The sequence below is a fragment of the Salinivirga sp. genome (genome assembly GCF_035268865.1).
Lineage (GTDB): Bacteria > Bacteroidota > Bacteroidia > Bacteroidales > Salinivirgaceae > Salinivirga.
The window spans coordinates 1-4,473 of sequence record NZ_DATFKB010000204.1; the positions used below are offsets into that span (position 1 = coordinate 1).

General features: G+C 38.1%; 5 protein-coding genes. 3 read left to right on the forward strand and 2 right to left on the reverse strand.

Going from position 1 to position 4,473, the window contains the following annotated elements; translation table 11 throughout:
• Positions 1-257 precede the first annotated feature (257 nt).
• From VJ937_RS12280 to VJ937_RS12290, 3 genes are all read left to right on the forward strand, one after another.
• Complete coding sequence (locus VJ937_RS12280; protein ID WP_324067526.1) at positions 258-1,325, forward strand: hypothetical protein; 1,068 nt, start codon at positions 258-260, stop codon at positions 1,323-1,325.
• Positions 1,326-1,584: 259 nt separating this feature from the next.
• Positions 1,585-1,923, forward strand: a complete 339-nt coding sequence (locus tag VJ937_RS12285; RefSeq protein ID WP_324067528.1) for a type II toxin-antitoxin system HigB family toxin — start codon at positions 1,585-1,587, stop codon at positions 1,921-1,923.
• Between the two features lies 1 nt (position 1,924).
• Positions 1,925-2,485, forward strand: coding sequence for a helix-turn-helix transcriptional regulator (locus VJ937_RS12290; RefSeq protein ID WP_324067530.1), 561 nt, complete (start codon positions 1,925-1,927; stop codon positions 2,483-2,485).
• Between the two features lie 164 nt (positions 2,486-2,649).
• Here VJ937_RS12290 and VJ937_RS12295 read toward each other — a convergent pair whose 3' ends face one another.
• Both VJ937_RS12295 and VJ937_RS12300 read right to left on the reverse strand, forming a co-directional pair.
• Entirely contained in the window at positions 2,650-3,525 is an 876-nt protein-coding gene (locus tag VJ937_RS12295) for an SDR family oxidoreductase (RefSeq protein WP_324067532.1), read from the reverse strand.
• Positions 3,518-4,234: an NAD-binding protein gene (locus VJ937_RS12300; RefSeq protein WP_324067534.1), complete on the reverse strand. Its 717-nt coding sequence runs from the start codon at positions 4,232-4,234 to the stop codon at positions 3,518-3,520. The genes VJ937_RS12295 and VJ937_RS12300 overlap by 8 nt, the downstream gene beginning before the upstream one ends.
• Positions 4,235-4,473 lie beyond the last annotated feature (239 nt).

Consider the following 4,473-nt stretch of genomic DNA (forward strand, 5'->3'; position numbering starts at 1 on the left):
CAAATTCCGTACTTATTCTATCATTGGGAATTAGGATTTTCTATTTAACTTGTTGCAGATTTATGTATGACAAGAGTTCGCCAGCTGGCGGAGACACTATCACAGCCTGTCCTGATTATTTCATCGGGATACGGTTCTGGTACCTATGCTGAAGCTACGGCGTAAGCATGTGAGAGACCTGTGGTGAAACTCCCCTTGGCTACTCAACCAGCTATTCGTTGTAGCCAATTTAGCGAGGCAGACAAACAGATACGATTATGAGAAATATATTTACGATACTATTTATACTACTTTCAATTCATTTATTTGGACAGAAAAACAATGCAGATAATGTTATCGAAATGAATACCAGATTTGCTTTAGAATTACAAACGGAAGATTCATTAACATATACTTTTAAGATAGTATCTAAAGAGCCTTTTCCTGCTGAAATTGAATGGTCAAACGCAAGGAATTTTTTGGATAGTGTTTCTTTAAAAAATCAAATACAAGGAATATTGACTAAGGGAAAATTTGGTAACAGTACTAATACCATTTTATTGATTCAGAACGGACTAGATAAGTCAATTAGCTATAAACTTTATATTAAAGTTCCTCAAAAAAGAAAATCAGTAAAGACTTCTGTTGTTGATTTATTTCCAAATGTACCTTCAACGGAACTTTGGCCTTATATGATTGAGTATGTTCAATTCTCTGACTTCACTACAGCACCTGAAATTGAAGAATTTGCTTTTGAACCACAAATTGATTCATCATGCATAAAAAATAGAGATTTCAATATTGACTATGGCAATGAACTATTTATTAAACACTCTAAAATAACAATCAATAGATTCAAAAGTGACAATTTATTTGAATTAAAAGAGCTTTTGCATTTTGAAGATTCTTTAAAAACTGAGGATGTATCGCTCGGACATTATTGGAGTTTAGGTGAAAGTATTTATCCGAATAGTAACAATTTCACGTTTGACAATCCAATAAGTTACCGTCGATTAGAATGTCCCTATTTTGAAGGAACAGTTAATTTCTTCTATACAAAAAAGGAAAAATCCATTAAGGTTGTTTCGTATGTTTGGAAAGAATTTAAGGAAAGTGATTGCTCGACGTCCACAAACTCAGATTCTGAGGATAGGAACAAAGCTTTTAAGAAAAAGTATGATTTTGTTTTAACTGAAATCAGCAAACTCTTGGGTGAGCCAATTTTCAACATAACGGAAGAAAATGGAAGACGACAAACAAAATGGAAAAGTAAAAACAACATAAATGCTTACTTATTCAATTTTAGTAGCATTAATGAAATACGATTATATATTTATAAAGAATAAAAACTGACTACAACAGCTTATCATTGCGCCTGTGGGGGTGGGGGGAGAGATTCTCGGAGGTTCGCAACTTTTGTTTACCTTTACTACGGCTTGATAGGAAAGTGCCTTGAAAACCCCACACGACGCAATATAAGCGGAACGTTAGCGAACATTGCAGCGGGCGAAAATTTACAAAAGGATTTGAATAAAACTGAGTAAAAAGTTCTATAAAATGTGAAACTATTTTTCGTATATTTGCGTTATATAAAACGAATTGATTTTGGAGTTATTAAGGAAAAATAGACTTGTAAAGCTAAAGAGGAAGAATCGGGGAAATAATAAATTGATTGATGAAATCGATAAGTTAATCTCAGATATAGAAAATGCAAATTGGTCAAAACCAACAGATATTAAAGAAACGCGACCAGATGCAGACTGTGTTCACAGCGATGGATTTTATTTTTTTGATATACATGTCCACCGAACAATGATTTTGATTGTTTTTGATGATAACGAAGCAACTGTAGTTTGGACAGGTACTCACGATGAATATGATAAAACCTTTAAGGGAAATAAAAAGACAATAGAAAAGTGGTTACGAAATCAACAATTAATTTGATATGGATAGATTATCGATAAATAACATAAGAAAACTTAAAGAATTAAAAAGTGAATTAGAACACGAACGGGCTAGCTCATTGTATTTAAAATTGCGTAAATTAGAAAAAGAGGATAGCAATTATAAATCTATTCGCAAGCATCTGAGAGATTTGATTGTTAAGTATGAGAATGAGCACTGGTCAGATGAGTCTCAGGTGACAGATGAACAAGTAGAAGAAAGCGATTTAGCTGAATCTTTAATCCAGGCTGAAAATGAATTTTATCATAAGCGCAAAGAATTAATTAGAAGAGAATTAAAAAAGGCAGGATTGAATCAAAGTGACCTTGCCAGGATATTAGGACACCGTAAAGGCTATATGTCTGAATTGATAAATGGATTAAGACCCTTTTCAAAAGACGACCTTATTGTAATTAACCGATTATTTAAGATAAATTTTGAGCATTTAATTCCACCATTTTTAAAACATGATAAAGCTTCTCATGTAAGGAATACATTAAAATCCTTTCCGAATAGTAAAATAAAGCTGACGAAAAAGGATATCGATTTACAGATATCATAAAATAGCATGAAATACGTTCGCTAACAAGTTGTATGCGTCATGCGGGCAGGCTTCAAATATCTAAGGTTGTCGGCTTTAGCAAAATTTGTAACGGCGGAACCGTCGAGTGCCGGACACGGTGAAAACGATTTACGTAAAAGCCACATGGTATATCCAGCTTTCCGCTATACCATATCCCTCAGCGCCTCCTGAAAGGTTCTGCTTTTGAAGCCAAAGTCATGGATGGCGTTTTTGGCAGAAAAGTTTGAGCAGGCCGGGCGGGGTGCCTGATTGGCAAACGTACCCGAATGCACCGGCGTAATGAGTTGGCTGTCCAGCTCAAATACATTGGCCACCTGCAGCGCCATTTTATGCACACTCAGGTAATCGGCTCCGCAGGCATGGTAAATACCCCTTTGGGGTTTTTGAGCTGCCTGCAGGCAGAGTGTAGCCAGGTCTTTCACATAAGTTGCCTTTCGCGTATGGTCTGAGGTTACCTGAATGGCCTTGCCGGCTTCTAAAGCGGATTTTACCCATAAAACCAGGTTGGAACGGGTGCCGGAGAGTACCGGGCCAAAAATCAGCACCGGGCGAATGATGGTGCTTTGGGGGCAAATGGTTTGCACATATATTTCGGCCATTTCCTTGGTGCGGCCATAGTAATTCACCGGGTCGGTTTTGTCATTTTCTGCAACAGGTTCATCTTTACCCGGAAAAACAAAATCACTGCTAAGGTGAATGAGGTGGGTACCCGTTTGCCGGCAGGCTTTAGCGATTTGCCGGGTGGCTTCCACATTGATTCTGAATGCTTCTTCGCGGTGTTGCTCACAATAATCGACGTGCGATAGTGCTGCGGTATGAATCACTGCGTCAAAAGGCGCCACTATTTCGGGTGTGATGTCATTTTCCAGTACATTAATGGTTTTAAAATCGTTACAATAATTGTGTATTGCAGGGCGTTTCGACCAACCTGTGAGGTGCACATTGGGCATGTTGCCTGCCTGTGCAGCAATGTGTTGCCCCAGAAAACCATTACTGCCTGTTACAAGTATTTTAGTCATTGCAGGCTTTTATTAAATCGCGCATTGTCTGAATTTGTGCAGGAGTACCTAAAACAAGCAGTATATCCTGGTTTGTAACCTCAATTGAGGGGTCCGGATTGTGAATAAAATCGCCCCCGGCTTTTTTTATACCCACCACATTTACCCCGGCTTTTTGTCGCAGCTCCAATGATGCAATGGTAGTTTCTTTGCCATCGGGTACTGATAAACATTGAATTTCATCGAGATTCACATCCTCGGTAGATTGCAGCAGCAGCGTATCGAGAAATTCAATTAAGTCGGGGCGGGTTACCAGCTGGGCCATGTGAGAACCTCCCACCTTGTCGGGCATAATTACCTCATTGGCTCCGGCTTCGAGTAATTTGTCAATATTTACTTCCTCCGATACGCGACTGATAATTTTTAAATCAGGGTTGAGCGCTCTTGCCGTAACGATCACGAAAAGATTGTCGGCATCGCTGGGAAATGTGGCCAGAAGAGCCCGGGCACTTCTGATGTTGGCTTTTTCCAAAACTTCATCTTCAGTAGCATCGCCATTAAGGTATTGAAATTGCTGGTTTTCCTTAATTTGATCGATTACACGTTCATCTCTTTCCAGAATTACAAACTTCTCATAATGATTGAGCAGGTCTACCGAGGCCTGTTTGCCTACGCGGCCGTATCCACACACAATGATGTGCTTTTCTGTTAGATCGAAGTTTTGTTTCACTATAGGTTAGCTTATATTTTTTATTCAACTTAATCAAGGTTATTGAGCCAGTATTTAAAAGTATGAAATTCGGAACTGATTCAGAAACAAATTTAGCGAAAATTGCTTTTAAGAACCTTTTCTTTTACTTTTGGAGAAAAACAAGTTTCAATGCTAGTAAAAACATACGGCTCTGCAGTTTTTGGAATAGAAGCTACCACCATTACCATTGAAGTGAGTATTTCGCAAGGTTTTGCCTT